We start from the raw sequence: 22,397 nt of genomic DNA on the forward strand, positions 1-22,397 counted from the left end.
ATAACAGCGGCGCTCGTCGCGTCATGTGCATCAAGGTGCTCGGCGGTTCTCACCGTCGTTACGCCGGCATCGGTGACATCATCAAAGTTACCGTCAAGGAAGCAATTCCTCGCGGTAAGGTCAAAAAAGGCCAAGTGATGACTGCCGTTGTTGTCCGTACCCGTCACGGTGTACGTCGCGCTGACGGTTCCATCATTCGTTTCGACGGTAACGCTGCTGTTCTGCTGAACAACAAGCAAGAGCCGATCGGCACTCGCATTTTTGGGCCAGTGACCCGTGAACTTCGCAACGAGAAGTTCATGAAGATCGTCTCGCTCGCCCCTGAAGTGCTCTAAGGAGATCCGACATGCAAAAGATTCGTCGTGACGACGAGATCATCGTGATCGCCGGCAAAGACAAAGGTAAGCGCGGTAAGGTGCTGAAGGTTCTCGCTGACGACCGTCTGGTCATCGGTGGTGTCAACCTGGTCAAGCGCCACACCAAGCCTAATCCGATGGCGGGCGTTCAGGGCGGTATCGTCGAGAAAGAAGCGCCTCTGCACGCTTCCAACGTTGCCATCTTCAACGGCGAAACCAACAAGGCTGACCGCGTTGGTTTCAAGGTAGAAGAAGGTAAGAAAATTCGTGTCTTCAAGTCGACCCAAAAAGCGGTTGATGCTTGAACACTGCTAGGTAGAAGACCATGGCACGACTGAAAGAGATTTACCGGAACGAAATCGCTCCCAAGCTTAAGGATGAACTTAAGCTTTCGAACGTGATGGAAGTCCCGCGCGTTACCAAGATCACCCTGAACATGGGTCTGGGCGAAGCTATCGGCGACAAAAAAGTCATCGAGCATGCAGTTGCCGACCTGGAAAAGATCACTGGTCAAAAGCCAGTTGTGACTTTCGCTCGTAAATCCATCGCGGGCTTCAAAGTCCGTGAAGGCTGGCCGATCGGCGTCAAGGTGACCCTGCGTAGCGACAAGATGTACGAGTTCCTGGACCGCCTGCTGGCGATCTCCCTGCCGCGTGTCCGCGACTTCCGCGGCCTGAATGCCAAGTCCTTCGACGGTCGTGGCAACTACAGCATGGGCGTGAAAGAGCAGATCATCTTCCCGGAAATCGATTACGACAAGATCGATGCTCTGCGCGGTTTGGACATTACCCTGACCACCACTGCTCGTTCGGATGACGAAGGCCGCGCTCTGCTGCGTGCATTCAAATTCCCGTTCCGCAACTGATTGGAGTAGGAAAATGGCCAAGAAGAGCATGAAAAACCGCGAGCTGAAGCGTCAGCTCACCGTAGCTAAGTTCGCTAAGAAGCGCGCTGAGCTGAAAGCGACCATCGTCAACCTGAACGCTTCTCCTGAAGAGCGTTTCGCTGCCGTTGTCGCTCTGCAGAAGCAGCCACGTGACGCAAGCGCTGCGCGCATGCGTAACCGTTGCCGCCTGACCGGTCGTCCGCACGGCGTTTACCGCAAGTTCGGCCTCGGCCGTAACAAGCTGCGTGAAGCGGCAATGCGTGGCGACGTACCGGGTCTGGTCAAAGCCAGCTGGTAATTCCAGCAGGCCGAGACCTGGTGTCGGAGGGGAGACCTTCCGACCGCCGGTGACGCTGTAACGAAACAAGCCCCCTCGTGGGGCTTGTTTCGTTTTTGTCTTATGTCTAGAATGACCGGCTCACCTGGGCCCGGGCCATTTGCCCTGTCCGTTCAGGTGGTTGTGATAGCCGCAAGGCTAATAATTCTTGTATCAGGAGCATCTAGCCCATGAGTATGCAGGACCCGTTAGCGGACATGCTAACTCGCATCCGTAATGCCCAGATGGCTGAGAAGTCAGTCGTGAGCATGCCTTCTTCGACGTTGAAGGTTGCGGTTGCCAAAGTGTTGAAGGACGAAGGTTACATTGCTGGCTACGAAGTCAGTGGTGAAGCCAAGCCTTCGCTCTCCCTCGAACTGAAGTACTTCGAAGGCCGTCCGGTCATCGAGGAACTGAAGCGCTCCAGCCGTCCAGGCCTGCGCCAGTACAAATCCGTCTCTGACCTGCCGAAAGTTCGTGGCGGTCTGGGCGTATCTATCGTCTCCACCAACAAGGGTGTGATGACTGATCGTGCTGCGCGTGCTGCTGGTGTCGGCGGCGAAGTGCTTTGCACTGTGTTCTAAGGGGGGATAGGCATGTCTCGCGTCGCTAAGAACCCCGTTAAGCTGCCATCTGGTGTCGAAGTCAAATTCGCCGGCCAGCAGCTTTCGGTGAAGGGTGCCAAGGGCACTCTCGAACTGAACGTTCATTCGTCTGTTGAAGTTACCGAAGAGTCCGGTGAGCTGCGTTTCGTCGCTCGCAACGGTGACCAGCAAGCTCGCGCCATGGCCGGTACTACCCGTGCTCTGGTGAACAACATGGTCCAGGGCGTAAGCCAAGGCTTCGAGCGCAAGCTCCAGCTGGTCGGTGTTGGTTACAAGGCACAGGCTAAAGGCACCGTCCTGAACCTGGCCCTGGGCTTCTCTCACCCAGTCGACTACGAACTCCCAGCCGGTATCACCGCTGAAACCCCAAGCCAGACCGACATCCTGATCAAGGGTATCGACAAGCAGCTGGTGGGTCAGGTGGCCGCTGAAATCCGCGGTTTCCGTCCGCCAGAGCCATACAAAGGCAAAGGTGTGCGTTACGCGGACGAAGTCGTCCGTCGTAAAGAAGCCAAGAAGAAGTAGGGCCTAGCAAATGACCGACAAAAAAGTTATTCGACTGCGTCGCGCTCGCAAAGCACGCCTGAAAATGCACGAACTCGAAGTCGTGCGCCTCTGCGTGTTCCGTTCGTCGCAGCACATTTATGCCCAAGTCATCTCGGCAGACGGCAGCAAGGTTCTGGCAAGCGCCTCGACCTTGGACAAAGACCTGCGTGATGCCGCCACCGGCAACATCGACGCGGCCACTAAGGTTGGCAAGCTGGTTGCTGAGCGTGCGAAAGCCGCCGGTGTATCTCAAGTTGCCTTTGACCGTTCCGGCTTCAAGTACCATGGCCGCGTCAAAGCGCTGGCTGATGCTGCTCGTGAAGGCGGGCTGGAGTTCTAAGTTATGGCAAATAACGATCAAAAGCGCGACGAAGGCTACATCGAGAAGCTGGTTCAGGTTAATCGCGTAGCTAAAACCGTCAAAGGCGGCCGTATCTTCACCTTCACCGCGTTGACCGTGGTAGGTGATGGCAAGGGTCGCGTTGGTTTCGGCCGTGGCAAGTCGCGCGAAGTTCCTGCTGCGATCCAGAAAGCCATGGAAGCTGCTCGCCGCAACATGATTCAGGTCGACCTGAAAGGCACCACCCTGCAGTACGCCACCAAGGCCGCCCACGGCGCCTCGAAGGTTTACATGCAGCCTGCCTCCGAAGGTACCGGTATCATCGCCGGTGGCGCAATGCGTGCTGTCCTGGAAGTTGCTGGCGTCCAGAACGTCCTGGCCAAGTGCTACGGCTCGACGAACCCAGTGAACGTGGTTTACGCCACCTTCAAGGGTCTGAAGGCTATGCAATCTCCTGAATCCATTGCTGCCAAGCGCGGCAAGAGCGTCGAGGAGATCTTCTGATCATGGCTACCGTTAAAGTAACGCTGATCAAAAGCACCGCCGGCCGCCTGCCTAACCACATCCTGTGCGTCAAGGGTCTGGGTCTGCGCCGTATCGGTCACACCGTAGAAGTCCAAGATACTCCCGAGAATCGCGGGATGATCAACAAGGCTTACTACATGCTCCGCGTCGAGGGTTAATCGATGAAACTCAATGATCTGAGTCCAGCGCCGGGTTCCCGTCCCGTGAAACATCGTCCGGGTCGTGGTATCGGTAGCGGTTTGGGTAAGACTGGCGGCCGCGGCCATAAAGGTCAGACCTCCCGTTCCGGTGGCACCATTGCTCCAGGCTTCGAGGGTGGCCAACAGCCGCTTCACCGTCGCCTGCCGAAGTTCGGCTTCGTTTCGCTGAAAGCCATGGACCGCGCTGAAGTGCGTCTGTCCGAGCTGGCCAAAGTGGAAGGCGATGTCGTCTCCGTGCAATCCTTGAAGGATGCCAACGTGATCAACCAGAACGTACAGCGTGTGAAAATCATGCTGTCTGGCGAAGTCACTCGTGCAGTCACCATCAAGGGTATCGCCGCCACCAAAGGTGCGCGTGCGGCTATCGAAGCAGCTGGCGGCAAATTCGAGGAATAAATGGCTAAGCAAGGTGCTCTCTCTTCGCTCGGTAAGGGCGGGATGTCGGAACTCTGGGCTCGTCTGCGCTTTCTGTTTCTGGCGATCATCGTCTATCGGATCGGCGCACATATCCCGGTGCCTGGCATCAATCCCGACCGTTTGGCGGATCTGTTTCGGCAGAATGAGGGGACCATTCTTAGCTTGTTCAACATGTTTTCCGGCGGTGCGCTGGAGCGCATGAGCATCTTTGCACTGGGGATCATGCCGTACATTTCGGCATCGATCATCATGCAGCTCATGACCGCTGTCAGTCCTCAGCTGGAGCAGTTGAAGAAGGAAGGTGAAGCTGGCCGTCGCAAGATCAGCCAGTACACCCGCTACCTCACTGTAATCCTGGCGTTGGTCCAGGCCATTGGCATGTCCATTGGTCTGGCCAATCAGGGCGTGGCGTTTTCTGCAGGGCTTGGCTTCCATGTGGTTGCCGTCTCCACGTTCGTGGCGGGCGCAATGTTCATGATGTGGCTCGGCGAGCAGATCACTGAGCGCGGTGTGGGCAACGGTATCTCGATGTTGATCTTCGCGGGTATCGTTGCCGGTCTTCCGAGAGCAATCGGGCAGTCCTTCGAGTCTGCGCGTACGGGCGATATCAATATCTTCGCTCTGGTTGCAATCGGGTTGCTGGCAGTAGCGATCATCGGTTTCGTGGTGTTCATCGAGCGTGGTCAGCGGCGTATTGCCGTTCACTATGCCAAGCGTCAGCAGGGCCGCAAGGTCTTCGCTGCGCAGACCAGCCACTTGCCGCTCAAGGTGAACATGGCAGGGGTAATCCCGGCCATTTTCGCCAGCAGCATTCTGCTGTTCCCGGCTTCGCTGGGTGCCTGGTTCGGTCAGTCTGAAGGTATGGGCTGGCTGCAGGACATCTCGCAGTCGATCGCTCCTGGTCAGCCGTTGAACATTCTGCTGTTTAGTGCAGGGATCATTTTCTTCTGCTTCTTCTACACAGCGCTGATGTTCAACCCGAAAGACGTAGCGGAAAACCTGAAGAAGTCCGGTGCCTTTATTCCGGGTATCCGTCCCGGTGAGCAGTCCGCGCGCTATATCGATGGCGTTCTGACCCGCTTGACCATGTTCGGTGCTCTGTACATGACGGCCGTATGCTTGTTGCCCCAGTTCCTGGTGGTGGCGGCCAACGTACCGTTCTACCTTGGCGGGACCTCGTTGCTGATCGTGGTAGTGGTTGTGATGGACTTTATGTCGCAAGTACAATCGCACCTCGTTTCGCACCAGTACGAATCCCTGATGAAGAAAGCCAACCTGAAAGGCTATGGCGGCAGCAGTCTGCTGCGCTGATAGGCCCCTAAGGTCGAGGAGTCGGTAATGAAAGTTCGTGCATCGGTGAAAAAGCTGTGCCGTAACTGCAAGATTATTCGCCGCGAAGGTGTCGTGCGAGTGATCTGCAGCGCGGAACCGCGTCACAAACAGCGCCAAGGCTGAGTGTGATTGTGCTTTAAGCCCAGCAGCTAGTGCGCTGCTGGGTTGATTAATCGTTTCTACAGCGATATTATCTCGCGCCCTATTTCTTGGCTTCCGGGGCGTAGGTAGCTGTCAATTGGAGTCCCACTGAATGGCCCGTATTGCAGGCGTAAACATTCCAGATAACAAGCATACTGTTATCTCGCTGACCTACATCTATGGTGTCGGTCGCACTACTGCGCAGAAAATTTGCGCAGACGCTGGCGTGAATCCAGCCGCAAAGATCAAGGATCTGAGCGACGAGCAAATCGAAACCCTGCGTGGCGAAGTCGCGAAGTTCACCACCGAAGGTGACCTGCGTCGTGACGTAAACATGAAGATCAAGCGCTTGATGGACCTGGGTTGCTACCGCGGCCTGCGTCATCGTAAAGGTCTGCCGGTTCGCGGTCAGCGCACCAAGACCAACGCACGCACCCGTAAGGGTCCGCGTAAGCCGATCCGCAAGTAACCGCCCGGGAATATAGACATGGCAAAACCTGCTGCTCGTCCTCGTAAGAAAGTCAAAAAGACAGTGGTTGATGGCATCGCCCACATCCATGCGTCTTTCAACAACACTATCGTGACCATCACCGACCGTCAGGGCAATGCTTTGTCCTGGGCGACCTCCGGTGGTTCCGGTTTCCGTGGTTCACGCAAATCCACCCCGTTCGCAGCCCAGATTGCTGCCGAGCGTGCTGGTCAAGCTGCGCTGGAATACGGTCTTAAGAACCTCGACGTCAACGTCAAGGGTCCAGGTCCAGGTCGTGAGTCCGCCGTTCGTGCTTTGAACAGCTGCGGCTACAAGATCGCCAGCATCACCGACGTGACGCCAATCCCGCATAACGGGTGCCGTCCGCCGAAGAAGCGCCGCGTGTAATCAGGAGACAGATAAATGGCACGTTACATTGGTCCAAAATGCAAACTGTCTCGCCGTGAAGGCACTGACCTGTTCCTGAAGAGCGGCGTTCGCGCTCTGGAATCGAAGTGCAACATCGAAGCAGCCCCAGGTATCCACGGCCAGCGCCGTGGCCGTCAGTCCGACTACGGTACCCAGCTGCGCGAGAAACAGAAAGTTCGTCGTATCTATGGTGTTCTGGAGCGTCAGTTCCGCGGTTACTACCAAGCAGCAGCCTCGAAAAAAGGCGCTACTGGTGAGAACCTGCTGCAACTGCTCGAGTGCCGTCTGGATAACGTCGTCTACCGTATGGGCTTCGGTTCTACCCGTTCCGAATCCCGCCAGCTGGTTTCGCACAAAGCGATCAGCGTCAACGGCAAGACTGTGAACATTCCATCCTACCAAGTTCGTCCGGGTGACGTGGTCTCGGTTCGCGAGAAATCGCTGAGCCAGCTGCGCATTGTTCAAGCCCTTGAACTGTGCGCCCAGCGTGGCCGAGTTGAGTGGGTCGACGTTGACACTGCTAAGAAATCGGGCGTTTTCAAGAACGTTCCTGCTCGCAGTGACCTGTCCGCCGACATCAACGAAAACCTGATTGTCGAGCTCTACTCCAAGTAAGGGCTAGAAAATAGGTGCATCCATGCAGATTTCGGTAAATGAGTTCCTGACACCCCGCCACATCGATGTGCAGGTTGTCAGTCCTACCCGCGCCAAGATCACGCTCGAGCCTCTCGAGCGCGGTTTTGGCCATACCCTGGGCAACGCGCTGCGCCGCATCCTGTTGTCCTCTATGCCTGGCTGTGCGGTAGTCGAGGCCGAGATCGAGGGCGTACTCCATGAGTACTCCGCGATCGAAGGTGTACAGGAAGATGTCATTGAAATCCTGTTGAACCTGAAAGGCCTGGCTATCAAACTGCACGGTCGTGACGAAGTTACGCTGACCTTGTCGAAAAAGGGTTCGGGGGTGGTTACCGCTGCCGATATTCAGCTGGATCATGATGTCGAGATCGTCAATCCCGATCACGTAATCGCGAACCTGGCGTCCAACGGCGCCTTGAACATGAAGCTCACCGTAGCTCGTGGTCGCGGTTACGAGCCGGCCGACTCCCGTCAGACTGACGAAGACGAAAGCCGCAGCATTGGCCGCTTGCAACTGGACGCTTCGTTCAGCCCGGTGCGTCGTATCGCCTATGTGGTCGAGAACGCCCGTGTTGAGCAGCGTACCAACCTGGACAAGCTGGTCATCGATCTGGAAACCAACGGTACTCTGGATCCTGAAGAGGCTATTCGTCGTGCTGCAACCATCCTGCAACAGCAGTTGGCTGCATTCGTCGACCTCAAAGGTGACAGTGAGCCGGTCGTGGTTGAGCAGGAAGACGAGATCGATCCGATCCTGCTGCGCCCGGTAGACGACCTTGAACTGACCGTACGTTCGGCCAACTGCCTGAAGGCGGAGAACATCTACTACATCGGCGACCTGATTCAGCGTACCGAAGTAGAGCTGTTGAAGACTCCTAACCTCGGCAAGAAGTCCCTGACTGAAATCAAGGACGTTCTGGCTTCACGTGGTTTGTCTCTCGGCATGCGCCTCGACAACTGGCCGCCTGCAAGTCTTAAGAAAGACGACAAGGCGACTGCCTGATCGTCGTAACCACCGAACGTAGTGTTTGGTAAGGAATGAATCATGCGTCATCGTAAAAGTGGACGTCACCTGAGCCGTACCAGCTCTCACCGTAAAGCCATGTTCCAAAACATGGCGGTGTCGCTGTTCGAGCACGAGTTGATCAAAACTACCCTGCCGAAAGCCAAAGAACTGCGTCGCGTTGCCGAGCCGCTGATCACCCTGGCCAAGGAAGACAGCGTTGCCAACCGTCGTCTGGCATTCGACCGTACCCGTTCGAAAGCCATCGTTGGCAAACTGTTCAACGATCTGGGCAAGCGCTACGCCACTCGTCAGGGCGGCTACCTGCGCATCCTGAAGTGCGGCTTCCGCGCTGGCGACAATGCGCCTATGGCGTATGTCGAGCTGGTTGATCGTCCTGTCGGCGGTGCTGTAGAAGCTGCTGAATAAGACGTCAGTCTGTTCAAGAAAACCGGACCTAGTGTCCGGTTTTTTTGTGTTCCAATTATTGTCGAAGCCTATCGTTATCAAAGCCCTAATTAATTAGAGCTACTAATCTCGTGTCGGCATACTCCTGTTCAAGCCCGTCAGTCGGCTAGAAACTCGTCAAGGAGAGCCCATGAGCACCATTCTCACCACCGCCAGCGGTGCACCGGTAGCAGACAACCAGAACTCCCGTTCGGCAGGGCCCAGAGGCCCGCTGATGCTCGACGACTTCCACCTCATCGAGAAGCTCGCCCATTTCAACCGTGAGAACATCCCGGAGCGCCGTGTGCACGCCAAGGGATCCGGTGCCTATGGCACCTTCACCGTGACCCGAGACATCACCGGCTACACCAGCGCTCGTCTGTTCGAGCACGTTGGCAAGCAAACCGAGACCTTCCTGCGCTTTTCGACCGTCGGCGGTGAGCGTGGATCTGCTGACACCGAGCGCGACCCGCGTGGCTTTGCGCTGAGGTTCTACACCGAAGAAGGCAACTGGGACATCGTTGGCAACAACACTCCAGTGTTCTTCATTCGCGACCCGCTGAAGTTTCCTGATTTCATTCACACCCAGAAACGGCACCCGCAGAGCAACCTGAAAAATGCTCAGATGATGTGGGACTTCTGGTCGCACTCACCGGAGGCCTTGCATCAGATCACTATCCTCTTCTCCGACCGGGGCATCCCAGATGGGTACCGCCACATGCATGGCTTCGGTAGCCATACCTATAGCCTGATCAACACCTCAGGCCAGCGCACCTGGGTCAAGTGGCACTACAAGACCCAGCAAGGTATCAAGAACCTGTCGCCCGCAGACGCCGCGCGCCTGGCCGGCACGGATCCTGACTATGCCCAACGCGACCTGTTCGAGGCCATCGAACGTGGCGACTTCCCCAAGTGGACCGCCTACATTCAGGTGATGACCGAGGAGCAAGCGGCCAATCGTGTGGAAAACCCGTTCGATGTCACGAAAACCTGGTCGCAGAAGGAATTCCCGTTAATCGAAGTGGGCGTGCTCGAACTCAACCGCAACCCGCTCAATTATTTTGCCGAAGTCGAGCAAGCCACCTTCGGCCCAAGCAACATGGTTCCAGGGGTAGGGCTGTCGCCTGACCGCATGCTGCAGGGGCGCGTATTTGCCTACGCCGATGCGCACCGCTATCGAGTGGGCACCAACCACCAGCAACTGCCTGTCAACACGCCGCGTTGCGCCGTGAACAGCTACCAGCGCGATGGTGCAATGGCCCAGGGCGCGTACGGGGCAGCGCCGAATTATGAGCCAAACAGCTACAGCGAGGCGCCCAAGCAGTCCGAGCGGCATGCCGAGCCTGCGCTGGCGCTCAACGGGTCAGCGGACCGTCACGATCACCGCGTTGACGGCGATTACTTCAGCCAGGCAGGTGCCCTGTTCCGGCTGATGACGCGCGAGCAGCAAGCGCTGTTGATCGATACGATTGCCGGCACGATGGCGGGTGTCAGTGATGATGTACTGGAGCGGCAGTTGCAGTATTTCTTCGAAGCTGATCGCGAATATGGTGAAGGCCTTGCGAAGGCGTTGAAGCGCAATATCAGTTAAGTCGTAATGATAAGAATAACCGCCCTCATTTGGGCGGTTTTTCAATGAATATCACTACTGTTTACCCACTTTTTTGCAATCTTTATTCTGTTTTTCAGTGACCTTGGACCTGTCGTGGTTCACACTATGGCCTATACCGCTATCACTCAGGGAGTATCAGGTCGATGCAAGGTCACCCGGACGTAATCGATTATCTCAACACGTTGCTGACGGGCGAACTGGCAGCACGTGATCAATATTTCATTCACTCGCGCATGTATGAAGACTGGGGCCTCGCCAAGCTCTTCGAGCGTATCAACCATGAGATGGAAGAAGAGGCACAACACGCCGATGCCCTCATGCGCCGCATCCTGATGCTCGAAGGCACGCCGCGCATGCGTCCAGACGATCTCGATGTCGGCACCACCGTGCCTGAAATGATCGCTGCCGATCTGCGCCTCGAATACAAGGTGCGTGCCGCATTGTGCAAGGGTATCGAGCTGTGTGAGTTGCACAACGACTATGTCAGCCGTGACATCCTCAAGCTGCAACTGGCCGACACTGAAGAAGATCACACCTACTGGCTGGAAAAGCAGCAGGGTCTGATCAAATCGATTGGTTTGCAGAACTACCTGCAGTCGCAGCTGTAAGTCTGTCTGACTGATAACGAAAAGCCCCGCCAGACTACCTGGCGGGGCTTTTTCGTTACTGGCAGAGTATCAAGCCCGATCACGCTCCAACAATGGCTTCAGGTAATGACCAGTGTAGGACTGTTTAAGCTTGGTCAATTCCTCAGGCGTACCGCTGCCAATGATCTGGCCGCCCTTGGAGCCCCCTTCAGGGCCCAGATCGACGAGCCAGTCAGCCGTCTTGATCACGTCCAGATTGTGCTCGATGACCACCACGGTATTACCGTGATCGCGTAGGCGGTGCAGTACGTCCAGCAACTGCTGAATATCGGCGAAGTGCAGGCCGGTTGTGGGTTCGTCGAGGATATAGAGTGTCTTGCCCGTGTCACGCTTGGACAGCTCGCGCGACAGTTTCACTCGCTGCGCTTCACCGCCCGAAAGGGTGGTCGCGGATTGTCCCAGCTTGATGTAGGACAGCCCCACGTCCATCAGCGTTTGCAGTTTGCGGGCTAACGCAGGCACCGCATCGAAGAACTCACGTGCTTCTTCGATGGTCATCTCCAGCACTTCGTGAATGTTCTTGCCCTTGTACTTGATCTCCAGCGTCTCGCGGTTGTAGCGCTTGCTCTTGCATACGTCGCACGGCACGTAGATGTCCGGCAGGAAGTGCATTTCAACCTTGATCAGACCATCGCCCTGGCACGCCTCGCAACGCCCACCTTTGACGTTGAACGAGAAACGGCCCGGCCCATAGCCGCGCGAGCGTGATTCGGGCACGCCGGAAAACAGTTCGCGAATGGGCGTGAACAGTCCGGTGTAGGTGGCGGGGTTGGAGCGGGGGGTTCGACCGATCGGGCTCTGGTCGATGTCCACCACTTTGTCCAGGTGCTGCAGGCCGTCCATGCTCGAATGCGCTGCAGCCTCGAGGCTGGTCGTGCCGTTCAATGCCGCTGCGGCCAGCGGGTACAGCGTGTTGTTGATCAAGGTGGACTTGCCCGAGCCCGAGACCCCGGTCACACAGGTCAGCAAGCCGATCGGCAGTTCGAGGTCGACGTTTTGCAGGTTGTTGCCGCGCGCGCCTTTGAGCTTGAGTGACAGCTTCTTGTTGCGCGGCGTGCGTTTGGCCGGCACGGCGATCTTCTTGCGCCCGGACAGGTATTTGCCGGTCAGCGAGTCGGGGTGGGCCATGACTTCGGCCGGCGTCCCTTCTGCCACGATCTGGCCGCCATGCACGCCAGCACCAGGGCCAATGTCGACCACGTAGTCGGCCAGGCGGATGGCATCCTCGTCGTGCTCGACCACGATCACCGTGTTGCCCAAGTCACGCAGGTGATTCAGCGTCCCCAGCAGGCGGTCGTTGTCGCGCTGATGCAGGCCGATGGAGGGTTCGTCGAGGATGTACATCACCCCCACCAGGCCTGCACCAATCTGGCTGGCCAGGCGGATGCGCTGCGCCTCACCACCGGACAGGGTTTCCGCACTGCGGTCCAGGGTCAGGTAATCGAGACCGACGTTGACCAGAAACTGCAGGCGCTCACAGATTTCCTTGAGGATCTTCGCGGCGATCTCGCCACGGCGACCGGTCAGGGTCAGCTCGGCGAAATAACCGCTGGCATCGCCGATGGGCATGTTGGTGACCGCCGGCAGTGTCTTCTCGCCAACCCACACGTGCCGCGCCTCACGACGCAGGCGGGTCCCGCGGCAGTCGGGGCAGGGCTGTGTGCCGAGGAACTTGGCCAGCTCTTCGCGCACGGTCGAGGATTCCGTCTCGCGGTAGCGCCGCTCGAGGTTCGGCACGATGCCCTCGAAAGGGTGCGAGCGTTTGACGATGTCGCCACGGTCATTCAGGTACTTGAAGTCGACATTGTTTTTGCCGCTGCCCTGCAGGATGACCTTCTGGTGCTCTGCAGAGAGCTCGCCAAAGGGCTCGTCGAGGCTGAAGCCAAACTGCTTGGCCAGCGATCCGAGCATCTGGAAGTAGTACACGTTGCGCCGGTCCCAGCCGCGTATTGCGCCTTCGGCAAGGGTCAGCTCGTTGTTGACCAGACGCTTGATGTCGAAGAACTGCTTCACCCCCAGGCCGTCACAGGTCGGGCACGCGCCGGCCGGGTTGTTGAAGGAGAACAGCTTGGGCTCCAGCTCGCTGATCGCGTGGCCGCAGATCGGGCAGGCGAAGCGTGCCGAGAAGATGGTTTCCTCACCGGCCTCGTCATCCATCGGGGCGATCAGGGCGATGCCATCTGCCAGCTTCAGCGCCGTCTCGAATGACTCGGCCAGGCGCTGCTGCAGGTCGGCGCGCACCTTGAAGCGGTCGACCACCACATCGATGCTGTGTTTTTTCTGTTTGTCGAGCTTGGGCAGTTCATCGAGCTCGTACAGTTTGCCGTTCACCCGCGCGCGTACGAAGCCTTGAGCGCGCAGCTCGTCGAAGACCGCCAGGTGCTCACCCTTGCGTTCACGGATCACCGGCGCAAGCAGCATCAGCTTGCTGCCTTCAGGTTGATCGAGCACCAGGTCGACCATCTGGCTGACGGTCTGCGCTTCCAGCGGAATGTCGTGATCCGGGCAGCGAGGGGTGCCTACGCGGGCGTAGAGCAGGCGCAGGTAATCGTAGATCTCGGTGATCGTGCCGACGGTAGAGCGAGGGTTGTGCGAGGTGGATTTCTGTTCGATCGAGATAGCCGGTGACAAGCCTTCGATGGTATCGACGTCAGGCTTTTCCATCATCGACAGGAACTGACGGGCGTAGGCCGACAGTGATTCCACATAGCGACGTTGCCCCTCGGCATAGAGGGTGTCGAAGGCCAGTGAGGACTTGCCAGAACCGGAAAGCCCGGTGATGACGATCAGTTTGTCTCGTGGAAGGGTCAGGTCGATGTTTTTCAGGTTGTGGGTTCGTGCCCCACGAATCAGGATCTTGTCCACTGCAGCCTCGCTTGGCGGGCATAAACGAAGAAGTATACGGCGCCGTGCCATCACGCGGCAAAGCGTCGCGTATATGCCCATAAGCGGTCCGACTGATAGAATCGCTGCCGGTTCACACGAGGTTTATCCATGCACGACACCCATAGCGAACGCATGAGTGGCACTGAGACGCGCGCTGCTGGCGGGCTTGCCCTGGTCTTCGCCTTCCGCATGCTGGGCATGTTCATGGTATTGCCGGTGCTGGCGACCTACGGGATGGATCTGGCGGGCGCAACGCCGGCCCTGATTGGTCTGGCAATCGGTGCCTACGGATTGACCCAGGCCGTGCTGCAGATCCCTTTCGGGATGATTTCCGACCGCATCGGGCGCCGCCCGGTGATCTACCTCGGCCTGCTGGTGTTTGCCCTGGGCAGCGTGCTGGCGGCGCAGGCCGACTCCATCTGGGGGGTGATCCTCGGGCGCGTGTTGCAGGGCGCCGGAGCGATCTCCGCGGCGGTGATGGCGCTGCTGTCGGACCTGACCCGCGAACAGCATCGGACCAAGGCGATGGCCATGATCGGCATGAGCATCGGCCTGTCGTTCGCAGTGGCCATGGTCGTCGGCCCGCTGCTGACAAGTGCCTTCGGCCTGTCAGGCCTTTTCCTCGCCACGGCCGCGCTCGCGGTGATTGGCCTGGGCATCGTCGCCTTCGTGGTACCCAATGCGCACACCGCGCTGACGCACCGCGAATCGGGGGTCGCCCGGCAGGCTCTGGGCCCGACCCTGCGCCACCCCGACCTGCTGCGGCTGGACCTGAGCATCTTCGTCCTGCACGCCATCCTCATGGCCAGCTTCATCGCCTTGCCGCTGGCCTATGTCGGGGCGGGTCTGCCCAAGGAAGAACACTGGTGGGTATACCTGACCGCGTTGCTCATCTCATTTTTCGCAATGGTGCCGTTCATCATCTACGGCGAGAAGAAGCGCAAGATGAAGCGCGTGTTGCTTGGGGCGGTCAGTGTGCTGTTGCTGGTGGAGGTGTTCTTCTGGCAGTGGGCTGACAACTTGCACGGACTGGTCATCGGCACCGTGATATTCTTCACAGCGTTCAACCTGCTGGAGGCGTCCTTGCCTTCACTGGTCAGCAAGGTGTCGCCTGCGGGCGGCAAGGGAACGGCCATGGGGGTGTATTCCACCAGCCAGTTCCTCGGCGCCGCGCTGGGAGGCATCCTCGGTGGCTGGCTGTTCCAGCACGGTGGCTTGAGCGTTGTGTTTCTCGGGTGTGCAGCGTTGTGTGTGGTGTGGCTGATCAGTGCCGTGGGCATGAACGAGCCGCCCTATGTGACCAGCCTGCGCCTGCCGCTGACGCCGGCTGCAACGCGTGACGCCGGGTTGGCCGAGCGCCTCATGGCTGTCCCGGGTGTGACCGACGCCGTGGTGGTGGCAGATGAAGCTGCCATCTATATCAAACTGGATACGAAAATTTTGGATCGCACGACCGTTGAACGGCTGGTCAATCCAGCACCATCGGCGTGCGACGCCTAGGAGAACGTTATGGCCCGTGGGGTTAACAAAGTCATTCTGGTCGGTACCTGTGGTCAGGATCCCGAAGTCCGCTACCTGCCCAACGGTAACGCCGTGACCAACCTGAGCCTGGCCACCAGCGAGCAGTGGACCGACAAGCAATCGGGCCAGAAGGTCGAGCGTACCGAGTGGCACCGTGTGTCGCTGTTCGGCAAAGTTGCCGAAATCGCTGGCGAGTACCTGCGCAAAGGTTCGCAGTGCTACATCGAAGGCAAGCTGCAGACCCGTGAGTGGGAAAAGGACGGCGTCAAGCGCTACACCACCGAGATCATCGTCGACATCAACGGCACCATGCAGCTGCTGGGCGGTCGCCCTCAAGGTCAGCAAGGTGGTAACGACGGCTACAACCAGGGTGGTGGCCAGCAGCAGTACAATCAGGATAACAACGGCCAGCAGCAACAATACAACCAGGCGCCGCGCCAACAAGCCCAGCGCCCGCAGCAAGCGCCGCAGCGTCCTGCCCAGCAACAGCAGCAACAGCAGCCGGCTCAGCAGCAGCCAGCGGCGGATTTCGACAGTTTCGATGACGATATTCCGTTCTGACCCGCAGCGCCGCAGAACCGTAAACACAAAAAGCGAAGCCATGAATCTGGCTTCGCTTTTTTTGTGTGCGATTCACGAGCAGTGCGGCTACATTTTCCAACTGTGCTCCTGCCACGGCAGGGCCGAACTGACTCAACCCGGTGTCACGGCACCTTGCCAAGCTGATCAGCTTCAGGCTGACCGGCCTCATGAAACACCCCGCCATCCAGCTGGCCAGCGCGCCAACGGATAACGATATTCAGATCAACAGCAGCGGGCAACACGTGTGGCATCACTCGCAGCAGCGGCCGTGCCCCGTAACCGCCAACGCTTCACCTCCCTAGCGAACCACTGCGCCATGCCCTCAGGTTTCCCAACCCTGCCACCGCTTAACGCCTTGCGCATCTTCGAGGTCGTCGCACGCCATTTGAATTTTCGCCTGGCGGCCGAAGAGCTGGGCGTCACCCAGGCGGCCGTCGCTCAGCAGATCAGAGGATTGGAGGCCAAGCTGGCCATCCGCTTGTTCACGCGCATGCCGCGCGGCCTGGCGCTGACCGATGCTGGCCGGTCCTATAGCGGCAGCGTTCGCAGCGCGTTGTCGATGATCGACGAGGCGACCCGTTTGCTGACGCCCGAGCCCTTGCACGTCACGGTCAGCGTTACCCCAAGCTTCGCCTCGCGGTGGCTGATTCCACGGTTGGGGGATTTTTCCGAGCGTTATCCGGACATCGATCTACGCGTATTGGCCACTGACCGGATTTCGCATTTCCACACCGATGGCGTCGACATTGCCGTGCGTTACGGGGCGCCCGCGTTCGGCCCGGGCTTGAACGTCGAATGTCTGTTCGAGCAGCGCATTATTGCAGTGGCAAGCCCGATGCTGTTCAAGGCGCGACAGCGCCCCACCTGCGTCGAAGACCTGCAACGCTTTGCCCTGTTGCATGACGCCCATGACCATTGGCCAGCCTTCACCGCCACGTTGTTTCCCGATCATGCGTCGCTGACGGCCAAGCACCTGCGTTTCAACCAGACGTCGCTGGCGATCGAGGCAGCCATTGGCGGCCAGGGAATTGCCTTGGCCACCGCGGCATTCGTCAGCGAGGACATCGAGGCAGGGCGGCTGGTACAGGTGTTCACGCTGCAACTGACGGTGAACAAAGGCTTCTACCTGGTGTGGCCGCACAGGATGCGCAGCGCGTATGGCCTGCAGGTGGTGGCGCAGTGGTTCAGGGAACAGGCAGGCAGTAGCTGAGCTACTGCTTCGGCACACGTCGCCTGGCTCCCTCGACCGCCCAGGCCTTGCTACCGTCATCCCACCTGAACCCACACGCTCCAGGAGGGCACATGACAGTAGAAAAGGTAGCAATCATCACAGCCGGTGGCAGCGGTATGGGCGCTGCGGCGGCCCGGCGGCTGGCGGCCGATGGTTTCAAGGTGGCAATCCTGTCGTCGTCAGGCAAGGGCGAGGCGCTGGGCAAGGAACTGGGCGGGATCGGCATCACCGGCAGCAACCAGTCGACCAAAGACCTGCAGCGCCTGGTCGATGCGGTGATGGCGGCCTGGGGACGCATCGATGTGCTGGTCAACAGCGCCGGCCACGGGCCGCGCGCGCCGATTCTGCAGATCAGCGACGAGGACTGGCACGCCGGCCTGGACACCTACTTGCTCAACGTGGTGCGGGCCACACGGCTGGTGGCGCCGATCATGCAGCAGCAGAAGGGCGGCACGATCATCAATATCTCCAGCGCCTGGACCTTCGAGCCCACTGCGCAGTTTCCGACCTCAGCGGTGTTCCGCGCCGGCCTGGCAGCGTTCAGCAAGATCTTCGCCGATCAGTTCGCCGCCGATAACGTGCGGATCAACAGCGTGTTGCCCGGTTGGATCGACAGCCTGCCGGCGACCGACGAGCGTCGCGACAGCGTGCCGCTCAAGCGCTATGGCACTGCCGAAGAGATCGCTGCGACCATCGCCTTCCTGGCCAGTGACGGCGCGGCCTACATCACCGGGCAGAGCCTGAGGGTCGATGGCGGAGTGACACACGCTGTCTGAGAGGTGGCATCACCTCCGCCTGGGGCCTGTCGTCAATGGCGCAGGCATGCAACGGTGCTCGCTCAGGCCGAGCGGGCGGCGGTTTTCAAGCACCCAGTACACGGCTCACATTGCCGGGTCAGGCGCGCTCACCGCACAGATCCAACTGCAACCAGTGGCTGGCCGCGTCGCTGTCCAAACCCGCACCCAACAACGCAAACAACTTGCCCAACGCCGCCTCGCGGGTCATGCCGCCGCCACTGATCAATCCGGCATCGCGCAGGCGGCTGCCCGCCGCGTAGGTGTCGAACACCACCGAGCCCTCTGGGCATTGGCTGATGGCAACGATCGATACACCACGCTGGTGGGCACTCTGCAGCGCGTCGAGCAAGGCCTGGTCATCCGACGGCCCGGTGCCGCTACCGTAGCACTCCAGCACCAGCCCTCGAATGCCGCTGCCCAGTACGCCCTGCACATGCTCGGCGGCAAGGCCCGGAAATACCGGCAGAACAGCCAGCTTCACTGGCTGGCGCGGCTGGCGATAGGTCAGCGACACGGGCAGCTCGCCCGCACGCGCGCCGTCGCGATGCCGCGCTGGCGCGGTGAATGCGTCGAACGCTTCGCTGCGCAGTTTGGACGCGCGGCAGCCGTGCAGTAGCTGGCCATGGAAGTACAGCTGCACACCGTCAGCCAAGCCGTTCTCGAACTGGCGCAGCGCACCGATCAGGTTGTCCCACGCATCGCTGTCTGGCGCACCGGCAGGGAGCATGGAGCCGGTCAACAGGACGGGCGCTGGCAAGCCCAGCAGCAGGAACGACAATGCCGCCGCACTGTAGGCCAGCGTGTCGGTGCCATGCAGGACCAGCACGCCGTCGTGGCCATCGCGCTCGACGGCCTCGACGATGGCCTCGTGCATCGCCAGCCAGTTGGCCTGTTGCATGTTGGCGCTGTCGATCAGCGGGTTGAGCTCGCGCAGCGCCCAGTGCAGTTGCGGGGCGTCAGGACATTGGCCGAGGTGATCGCGCATGCGCGCCTCGAAGCCACCGGCCGGCGCGAGGCCTTGCGGCGTCTCCAGCATGCCGATGGTGCCGCCGGTATAGAGAACGAGGAGATTCTTGACTGCACGCATGGGCGCATTCCGTAGCAATGTCAGGCCGGTTCGCCGGTCATGCCTTCGGCGTTCCAACTCACGAATGAGCCGAAATGCTGGCGATGAGGCCCGAACGTGAAGAAAGCGTCAGCCGCCCGCGAATGGGGCGGCTGGCAGGGGGAGGATATCAGCGATGCGGCTGCGCGTGACCGACGGTCGATTCAGCGGCGGCCTGAGCCTGAGGCTCGGCCGGCCAGGCGGCGCGGTCCAGGTCCAGGTCATTGAACTTGCTGGAATCGAACACCGGTTGCTTGATGCCGGCGCGGCGCTGTTCGTCGTAGTCGCGCATCACCCGTAGACCGACCTTGAACAGCAGAGCCAGGGCCACCAGGTTGACGAACGCCAGGCACGTCATGGTGATGTCGGCGAAGGCGAACACGGTGGACAGGTCCTGCGTCGAGCCCCAGATCACCAGCACCAGCACCAGGGCGCGGAAGCCCATCAGCACAGCGCGGTTGCGGGTCAGGAACTGCAGGCTGTTTTCGCCCAGGTAGTAGTTGTAGAGGATGCAGGTGAAGACGAACAGCGACAGAGCCACGCTGACGAAGATCCGGCCCCAGTCACCGACCACCGCGGCCAGGGAGTTCTGCGTCAGGACGATGCCATCGCCCTCGAAGCCCGGGGTGTAGAAGCCCGACAGCAGGATCAGCAGCGCGGTGCAGGTGCAGATCACGAAGGTGTCGAGGAACACGCTGAAGGCCTGGACCACACCTTGCGCACCGGGGTGCTTGACGGCGGCAACGGCGGCCACGTTCGGGGCGCTGCCCAGACCGGCTTCGTTGGCGAACACGCCGCGCTTCACGCCCATGACGATGGCGCTGCCGACCAGGCCACCAAAGGCCGGATCGAGGCCGAAGGCGCTCTTGAAGATGGTTGCCAGCATGGCCGGTACATGGTCGATCTGGGTGCCGATGACGTACAGGGTCACGCCGATGTAGGCGAGGGTCTTGACCGGCACCAGCAGGTCCGACACCGAAGCGATGCGCTTGATGCCGCCGATGAAGGTGATGGCCAGCAGCACCGCCAGAACGATCCCGGTGTGGGTCGGCTCGAACGCGAAGGCATTCTGCAGCGAGTGGGTCACGGTGTAGGACTGCAAGCCGATGAAGGCGAAGCCATAGGTGACCAGCAGCAGGACCGAGAAGACGATCGCCATGCCCTTGAATTTCAGCCCGTGCAGGATGTAGTACGCCGGGCCGCCGCGGTACAGGCCGTCGCCTTCGGCGCGCTTGTAGACCTGGGCCAGGGTGCACTCGAAGAAGCTGCTGGACATGCCCACCAGTGCGGTGACCCACATCCAGAACACCGCACCTGGGCCACCCAGGGTGACCGCGATGCCGACCCCGGCGATGTTACCGGCGCCGACACGGCCAGCCAGGCTGAGCATCAGGGCCTGGAACGAACTGAGCTGGCCTGCCTGGCCGCGAAGCGATTCCTTGAACACCCCGAACATGTGACCAAAGTGACGGAACTGCACGAACCGCGAGCGGATCGTGAAGTAGCTGCCCAGGCCGACAATGAGCACGATGAGGAGCTTCCCCGAAAGGAAATCGTTAAGTACGTCGAGCATGAAAAGAACCTCGATTCTTATTTTTCGCGTTGGACACCAGCAGGCCGCACGAGGGCAGCGCTACTCAATGGGGCGCATGGTTGGCCATGACACGAAGCGTTACAATTTCGCGGGTTGGTCTGATTTGATGCGAGTTGATGCTAGACTGGCGCGCATCGCATCAGTTGGACCGACTTATGAGTGAGCACTTCGCCACCAATCTCAAGCTGGCCTGCAGCCACTACCGCTCTATTTCCGAGGTTTGCCGGCAGCTGTCGATGAACCGTGCGCAGTTCAACAAGTACCTCAGCGGGCAGAGCCATCCGACGAGCTACAACCTCAAGCGCATTGGCGATTTCTTCGGTGTCGAAGACTACGAACTGGGCCTGCCACCCGAGCAGTTCGCCCGCCTGATCGGGGCGCGCACGACCGCCGAGGCCCAGCGCTCGCAGAGCGACCCGTTCGCTGAACTGTTCCAGCCCCTGCACGAGCACTGCGGCAACCTTTCGCGCTATTGCGGCTACTACTTCGAATACGCCAACAGCATGTCCGTGCCGGGCATGATCCTGCTGTCGCTGGTACATGTCCGTGAGGAACGCGGGCGCTACCTGTTCGAGCGTCAGGAACGTCAGGAGCGCTCCAGCAGCGCCAATGTCCAGTCCGAAGACTGGATACGGTGCCGTTACCTGGGGGCTGCGTTTCAGTTGCAGGACCGCTTGTTCATGGTCGACTACGAGTCGCTGACCGTGAACGAGATCAGCCAGACCATTCTCATTCCCAGCTTCAAGAGCCGTATCACGCGCCTCAATGGCCTGAAGATCGGGGTCTCCAGTGGCGACCGACGCACGCCGGCCTGTACGCGGGTGGTGTGGGAGTTTCTCGGCGTCGAGATCAACCGCATCAACGCCTATCGCCAGGTCAAGCTGTACCACCTAGACGATCCACGGATCGACGATGACGTGCGTGAGCGCTTGAGTGTCGGGCCGATCAGCAATGGGCTGCTGGAGATCGAGTGATTTGCCAGAGCATCAGCAGCCACTCCCGCAGCAGGCTGCCGTCAGCCCACAGCAGTTTCAACGCCATCGCGCAGCACACCACTATCACCAGCGGTTTCACTAGCTGTGTGCCGAAGCGCAAAGCGCAGCGAGCGCCCAGCTGTGCGCCGATAATGGCGGCCACGGCCATGCACATCGCCAACGGCCACATCAAGTTGCCGCCGAGCATGAAGACCACCAGCGCGCCCACGTTACAGGACGCATTGAGCAGCTTGCTGTTGCACACCGCGCGCAGCAGCGGCTGCCCGAGCAGCATCATGTAGGCGATCATGAAGAACGACCCGGTACCTGGGCCGAAGACCCCATCGTAGAAGCCAATCAGCGGCACCATGGCGAGCATGAAACACGTGCGCGAAATTCGGGCTTTTCGCTGACGATCATCCGGCTTTGGGCCCAGCGCGAAGTAGGCTGCCACCGCGATCAGCAAAAAAGGCACTGAGGCCTGGAGCCACTCGCGGGGCACCTGGCTGATCGACAGTGCCCCTGCGGCACCTGCCGCGAATGAAATCCCAGCCAGCGGCGCATCCTTGCGCCAATCGAGCATGTCTTTACGGATGAAGGCGACCGTCGCCGAGACACTGGCACTGGATGCCTGAAACTTGTTGGTTGCCATCGCCGCCAATGGGTCGAGCCCGGCAATGAACAACGCCGGCAACGTGAGCAGACCGCCGCCGCCGACGATAGCATCGAAGAATCCGGCGAGCAGGGCGACGCCGCCCAGCGCGAGCAAGAGTGCGATATCAATTTCCAAGGGACACCTC

28 protein-coding genes are annotated in these 22,397 nt (G+C 59.7%); 24 read left to right on the forward strand and 4 right to left on the reverse strand.

Translation table 11 applies throughout. The features are described 5' to 3' along the window. From rplN to bfr, 19 genes are all read left to right on the forward strand, one after another. A partial coding sequence (gene rplN, locus RT028_RS10300; protein ID WP_312934661.1) for a 50S ribosomal protein L14 occupies positions 1 to 335 on the forward strand: 335 nt, incomplete at its 5' end. Positions 336 to 346: 11 nt separating this feature from the next. Continuing rightward, positions 347 to 661, forward strand: coding sequence for a 50S ribosomal protein L24 (gene rplX / locus RT028_RS10305; protein ID WP_016393392.1), 315 nt, complete (start codon positions 347 to 349; stop codon positions 659 to 661). Positions 662 to 681: 20 nt separating this feature from the next. Continuing rightward, positions 682 to 1,221 (forward strand): 50S ribosomal protein L5, encoded by a 540-nt coding sequence (gene rplE, locus RT028_RS10310; RefSeq protein WP_023535025.1) that lies wholly within the window; start codon positions 682 to 684, stop codon positions 1,219 to 1,221. A gap of 13 nt (positions 1,222 to 1,234) precedes the next feature. Beyond that, on the forward strand, positions 1,235 to 1,540 hold the full coding sequence (rpsN, locus tag RT028_RS10315) for a 30S ribosomal protein S14 (RefSeq protein WP_312934663.1): 306 nt from the start codon (positions 1,235 to 1,237) through the stop codon (positions 1,538 to 1,540). A 209-nt stretch (positions 1,541 to 1,749) separates the two neighbouring features. After that, on the forward strand, positions 1,750 to 2,142 hold the full coding sequence (gene rpsH, locus RT028_RS10320; protein ID WP_312934664.1) for a 30S ribosomal protein S8: 393 nt from the start codon (positions 1,750 to 1,752) through the stop codon (positions 2,140 to 2,142). Positions 2,143 to 2,154: 12 nt separating this feature from the next. Beyond that, the gene (gene rplF / locus RT028_RS10325) at positions 2,155 to 2,688 is read left to right on the forward strand and encodes a 50S ribosomal protein L6 (protein WP_060478898.1); all 534 of its coding nucleotides are present in this window, start codon (positions 2,155 to 2,157) and stop codon (positions 2,686 to 2,688) included. Between the two features lie 10 nt (positions 2,689 to 2,698). Beyond that, the gene (rplR, locus tag RT028_RS10330) at positions 2,699 to 3,049 is read left to right on the forward strand and encodes a 50S ribosomal protein L18 (protein ID WP_312934667.1); all 351 of its coding nucleotides are present in this window, start codon (positions 2,699 to 2,701) and stop codon (positions 3,047 to 3,049) included. A 3-nt stretch (positions 3,050 to 3,052) separates the two neighbouring features. Further along, positions 3,053 to 3,553, forward strand: a complete 501-nt coding sequence (rpsE, locus tag RT028_RS10335; RefSeq protein ID WP_003255465.1) for a 30S ribosomal protein S5 — start codon at positions 3,053 to 3,055, stop codon at positions 3,551 to 3,553. 2 nt (positions 3,554 to 3,555) lie between these two features. Continuing rightward, positions 3,556 to 3,732 carry a 50S ribosomal protein L30 gene (rpmD, locus tag RT028_RS10340; protein ID WP_029614570.1) on the forward strand — a complete coding sequence of 59 codons (177 nt, stop codon included), beginning with the start codon at positions 3,556 to 3,558 and terminating at the stop codon, positions 3,730 to 3,732. 3 nt (positions 3,733 to 3,735) lie between these two features. Next, on the forward strand, positions 3,736 to 4,170 hold the full coding sequence (gene rplO, locus RT028_RS10345; protein ID WP_312934669.1) for a 50S ribosomal protein L15: 435 nt from the start codon (positions 3,736 to 3,738) through the stop codon (positions 4,168 to 4,170). Beyond that, the gene (secY, locus tag RT028_RS10350; RefSeq protein ID WP_312934671.1) at positions 4,171 to 5,502 is read left to right on the forward strand and encodes a preprotein translocase subunit SecY; all 1,332 of its coding nucleotides are present in this window, start codon (positions 4,171 to 4,173) and stop codon (positions 5,500 to 5,502) included. Between the two features lie 27 nt (positions 5,503 to 5,529). After that, a complete protein-coding gene (gene rpmJ, locus RT028_RS10355) occupies positions 5,530 to 5,646 on the forward strand; it encodes a 50S ribosomal protein L36 (protein ID WP_002555468.1) in 117 nt (38 codons plus the stop codon). Positions 5,647 to 5,776: 130 nt separating this feature from the next. Further along, on the forward strand, positions 5,777 to 6,133 hold the full coding sequence (gene rpsM / locus RT028_RS10360; RefSeq protein ID WP_012316515.1) for a 30S ribosomal protein S13: 357 nt from the start codon (positions 5,777 to 5,779) through the stop codon (positions 6,131 to 6,133). Positions 6,134 to 6,151: 18 nt separating this feature from the next. Then, positions 6,152 to 6,541, forward strand: a complete 390-nt coding sequence (gene rpsK / locus RT028_RS10365) for a 30S ribosomal protein S11 (RefSeq protein ID WP_003255454.1) — start codon at positions 6,152 to 6,154, stop codon at positions 6,539 to 6,541. Positions 6,542 to 6,556: 15 nt separating this feature from the next. Continuing rightward, positions 6,557 to 7,177 carry a 30S ribosomal protein S4 gene (gene rpsD / locus RT028_RS10370; protein ID WP_312934673.1) on the forward strand — a complete coding sequence of 207 codons (621 nt, stop codon included), beginning with the start codon at positions 6,557 to 6,559 and terminating at the stop codon, positions 7,175 to 7,177. Between the two features lie 22 nt (positions 7,178 to 7,199). Next, positions 7,200 to 8,201, forward strand: a complete 1,002-nt coding sequence (locus tag RT028_RS10375; RefSeq protein WP_296269207.1) for a DNA-directed RNA polymerase subunit alpha — start codon at positions 7,200 to 7,202, stop codon at positions 8,199 to 8,201. A 42-nt stretch (positions 8,202 to 8,243) separates the two neighbouring features. After that, positions 8,244 to 8,630, forward strand: a complete 387-nt coding sequence (rplQ, locus tag RT028_RS10380; RefSeq protein ID WP_028695417.1) for a 50S ribosomal protein L17 — start codon at positions 8,244 to 8,246, stop codon at positions 8,628 to 8,630. Between the two features lie 169 nt (positions 8,631 to 8,799). Then, the gene (locus RT028_RS10385; RefSeq protein ID WP_312934679.1) at positions 8,800 to 10,239 is read left to right on the forward strand and encodes a catalase; all 1,440 of its coding nucleotides are present in this window, start codon (positions 8,800 to 8,802) and stop codon (positions 10,237 to 10,239) included. A 164-nt stretch (positions 10,240 to 10,403) separates the two neighbouring features. Beyond that, positions 10,404 to 10,868: a bacterioferritin gene (gene bfr / locus RT028_RS10390; protein ID WP_312934681.1), complete on the forward strand. Its 465-nt coding sequence runs from the start codon at positions 10,404 to 10,406 to the stop codon at positions 10,866 to 10,868. Positions 10,869 to 10,937: 69 nt separating this feature from the next. Here bfr and uvrA read toward each other — a convergent pair whose 3' ends face one another. Beyond that, entirely contained in the window at positions 10,938 to 13,772 is a 2,835-nt protein-coding gene (gene uvrA / locus RT028_RS10395) for an excinuclease ABC subunit UvrA (protein WP_312934682.1), read from the reverse strand. A gap of 129 nt (positions 13,773 to 13,901) precedes the next feature. Here uvrA and RT028_RS10400 point away from each other — a divergent pair, with 129 nt between their 5' ends. The 4 genes from RT028_RS10400 (at position 13,902) to RT028_RS10415 (ending at position 17,903) form a co-directional block, all read left to right on the forward strand. After that, entirely contained in the window at positions 13,902 to 15,293 is a 1,392-nt protein-coding gene (locus RT028_RS10400; protein ID WP_312934684.1) for an MFS transporter, read from the forward strand. 9 nt (positions 15,294 to 15,302) lie between these two features. After that, the gene (locus tag RT028_RS10405; protein ID WP_312934685.1) at positions 15,303 to 15,875 is read left to right on the forward strand and encodes a single-stranded DNA-binding protein; all 573 of its coding nucleotides are present in this window, start codon (positions 15,303 to 15,305) and stop codon (positions 15,873 to 15,875) included. A gap of 337 nt (positions 15,876 to 16,212) precedes the next feature. After that, a complete protein-coding gene (locus tag RT028_RS10410) occupies positions 16,213 to 17,106 on the forward strand; it encodes a LysR substrate-binding domain-containing protein (RefSeq protein ID WP_312934686.1) in 894 nt (297 codons plus the stop codon). A gap of 92 nt (positions 17,107 to 17,198) precedes the next feature. After that, positions 17,199 to 17,903, forward strand: coding sequence for an SDR family oxidoreductase (locus RT028_RS10415; protein WP_312934688.1), 705 nt, complete (start codon positions 17,199 to 17,201; stop codon positions 17,901 to 17,903). 118 nt (positions 17,904 to 18,021) lie between these two features. Here the strand turns inward: RT028_RS10415 and RT028_RS10420 are convergent, their stop codons facing one another. Both RT028_RS10420 and RT028_RS10425 read right to left on the reverse strand, forming a co-directional pair. After that, positions 18,022 to 19,011: an asparaginase gene (locus tag RT028_RS10420; protein ID WP_312934689.1), complete on the reverse strand. Its 990-nt coding sequence runs from the start codon at positions 19,009 to 19,011 to the stop codon at positions 18,022 to 18,024. Positions 19,012 to 19,159: 148 nt separating this feature from the next. Continuing rightward, positions 19,160 to 20,602, reverse strand: a complete 1,443-nt coding sequence (locus tag RT028_RS10425; protein ID WP_312934691.1) for an alanine/glycine:cation symporter family protein — start codon at positions 20,600 to 20,602, stop codon at positions 19,160 to 19,162. 176 nt (positions 20,603 to 20,778) lie between these two features. Between RT028_RS10425 and RT028_RS10430 the strand changes: the two genes are divergently transcribed. Further along, positions 20,779 to 21,597, forward strand: a complete 819-nt coding sequence (locus RT028_RS10430) for an XRE family transcriptional regulator (protein WP_312934692.1) — start codon at positions 20,779 to 20,781, stop codon at positions 21,595 to 21,597. On the opposite strand, the gene RT028_RS10435 is transcribed toward RT028_RS10430, so the two are convergent. After that, complete coding sequence (locus RT028_RS10435; protein WP_312934693.1) at positions 21,569 to 22,387, reverse strand: TSUP family transporter; 819 nt, start codon at positions 22,385 to 22,387, stop codon at positions 21,569 to 21,571. The genes RT028_RS10430 and RT028_RS10435 overlap by 29 nt on opposite strands. Positions 22,388 to 22,397 lie beyond the last annotated feature (10 nt).

It is taken from the genome of Pseudomonas sp., assembly GCF_032058845.1.
In the GTDB taxonomy this organism is placed as follows: domain Bacteria; phylum Pseudomonadota; class Gammaproteobacteria; order Pseudomonadales; family Pseudomonadaceae; genus Aquipseudomonas.

Excerpts from the sequence above, each read along its gene's own strand:
- rplF (WP_060478898.1), top strand. The coding sequence starts at position 2,155 with ATGTCTCGCGTCGCTAAGAACCCCGTTAAGCTGCCATCTGGTGTCGAA.
- rpmD (WP_029614570.1), top strand. The coding sequence starts at position 3,556 with ATGGCTACCGTTAAAGTAACGCTGATCAAAAGCACCGCCGGCCGCCTG.
- secY (WP_312934671.1), top strand. The coding sequence starts at position 4,171 with ATGGCTAAGCAAGGTGCTCTCTCTTCGCTCGGTAAGGGCGGGATGTCG.
- RT028_RS10385 (WP_312934679.1), top strand. The coding sequence starts at position 8,800 with ATGAGCACCATTCTCACCACCGCCAGCGGTGCACCGGTAGCAGACAAC.
- RT028_RS10425 (WP_312934691.1), bottom strand. The coding sequence starts at position 20,602 with ATGCTCGACGTACTTAACGATTTCCTTTCGGGGAAGCTCCTCATCGTG.
- RT028_RS10415 (WP_312934688.1), top strand. The coding sequence starts at position 17,199 with ATGACAGTAGAAAAGGTAGCAATCATCACAGCCGGTGGCAGCGGTATG.
- rpsH (WP_312934664.1), top strand. The coding sequence starts at position 1,750 with ATGAGTATGCAGGACCCGTTAGCGGACATGCTAACTCGCATCCGTAAT.
- RT028_RS10430 (WP_312934692.1), top strand. The coding sequence starts at position 20,779 with ATGAGTGAGCACTTCGCCACCAATCTCAAGCTGGCCTGCAGCCACTAC.
- RT028_RS10405 (WP_312934685.1), top strand. The coding sequence starts at position 15,303 with ATGGCCCGTGGGGTTAACAAAGTCATTCTGGTCGGTACCTGTGGTCAG.
- rplX (WP_016393392.1), top strand. The coding sequence starts at position 347 with ATGCAAAAGATTCGTCGTGACGACGAGATCATCGTGATCGCCGGCAAA.
- RT028_RS10410 (WP_312934686.1), top strand. The coding sequence starts at position 16,213 with ATGCCCTCAGGTTTCCCAACCCTGCCACCGCTTAACGCCTTGCGCATC.
- rpmJ (WP_002555468.1), top strand. The coding sequence starts at position 5,530 with ATGAAAGTTCGTGCATCGGTGAAAAAGCTGTGCCGTAACTGCAAGATT.
- rpsN (WP_312934663.1), top strand. The coding sequence starts at position 1,235 with ATGGCCAAGAAGAGCATGAAAAACCGCGAGCTGAAGCGTCAGCTCACC.
- RT028_RS10420 (WP_312934689.1), bottom strand. The coding sequence starts at position 19,011 with ATGCGTGCAGTCAAGAATCTCCTCGTTCTCTATACCGGCGGCACCATC.
- RT028_RS10375 (WP_296269207.1), top strand. The coding sequence starts at position 7,200 with ATGCAGATTTCGGTAAATGAGTTCCTGACACCCCGCCACATCGATGTG.
- rpsM (WP_012316515.1), top strand. The coding sequence starts at position 5,777 with ATGGCCCGTATTGCAGGCGTAAACATTCCAGATAACAAGCATACTGTT.
- rplR (WP_312934667.1), top strand. The coding sequence starts at position 2,699 with ATGACCGACAAAAAAGTTATTCGACTGCGTCGCGCTCGCAAAGCACGC.
- rpsK (WP_003255454.1), top strand. The coding sequence starts at position 6,152 with ATGGCAAAACCTGCTGCTCGTCCTCGTAAGAAAGTCAAAAAGACAGTG.
- rpsE (WP_003255465.1), top strand. The coding sequence starts at position 3,053 with ATGGCAAATAACGATCAAAAGCGCGACGAAGGCTACATCGAGAAGCTG.
- RT028_RS10400 (WP_312934684.1), top strand. The coding sequence starts at position 13,902 with ATGCACGACACCCATAGCGAACGCATGAGTGGCACTGAGACGCGCGCT.
- rplO (WP_312934669.1), top strand. The coding sequence starts at position 3,736 with ATGAAACTCAATGATCTGAGTCCAGCGCCGGGTTCCCGTCCCGTGAAA.
- rplE (WP_023535025.1), top strand. The coding sequence starts at position 682 with ATGGCACGACTGAAAGAGATTTACCGGAACGAAATCGCTCCCAAGCTT.
- rpsD (WP_312934673.1), top strand. The coding sequence starts at position 6,557 with ATGGCACGTTACATTGGTCCAAAATGCAAACTGTCTCGCCGTGAAGGC.
- rplQ (WP_028695417.1), top strand. The coding sequence starts at position 8,244 with ATGCGTCATCGTAAAAGTGGACGTCACCTGAGCCGTACCAGCTCTCAC.
- bfr (WP_312934681.1), top strand. The coding sequence starts at position 10,404 with ATGCAAGGTCACCCGGACGTAATCGATTATCTCAACACGTTGCTGACG.